Source organism: Sedimentibacter sp. B4 (assembly GCF_000309315.1).
Taxonomy (GTDB): Bacteria; Bacillota; Clostridia; order Tissierellales; family Sedimentibacteraceae; genus Sedimentibacter; species Sedimentibacter saalensis.
Genome location: NZ_CANG01001137.1, coordinates 1 through 215 on the forward strand (window position 1 = coordinate 1; position 215 = coordinate 215).

At 60.0% G+C, this 215-nt stretch carries 1 protein-coding gene; it reads right to left on the reverse strand.

The genetic code is table 11. The features are described 5' to 3' along the window. Nucleotides 1-215 (reverse strand): hypothetical protein (locus tag BN358_RS27355; protein WP_040584364.1); only part of this gene is annotated, 215 nt, incomplete at both ends.

A 215-nucleotide genomic window follows, 5' to 3' on the forward strand; every position in this document is an offset into this window, starting at 1 on the left:
TGTCTAGGCCAAGGAACTGGATGACTCTTTGTGGTGCTGGCGCAGCCAGTCGATGCGTCGCTGTGGAGCTCGATGGTCGCCTTCTTCTCTCCCTTGCCCGCGAAGAGCTTCTCCAGTTCGCTGGCGATCTCGGCTGGTGTCCTCGCGACCTCGAAGTCCTTTGCCTCGACGGCAATGATCGATCGAGTCGCCGGGTGAACTGCCAGCACGTCAAT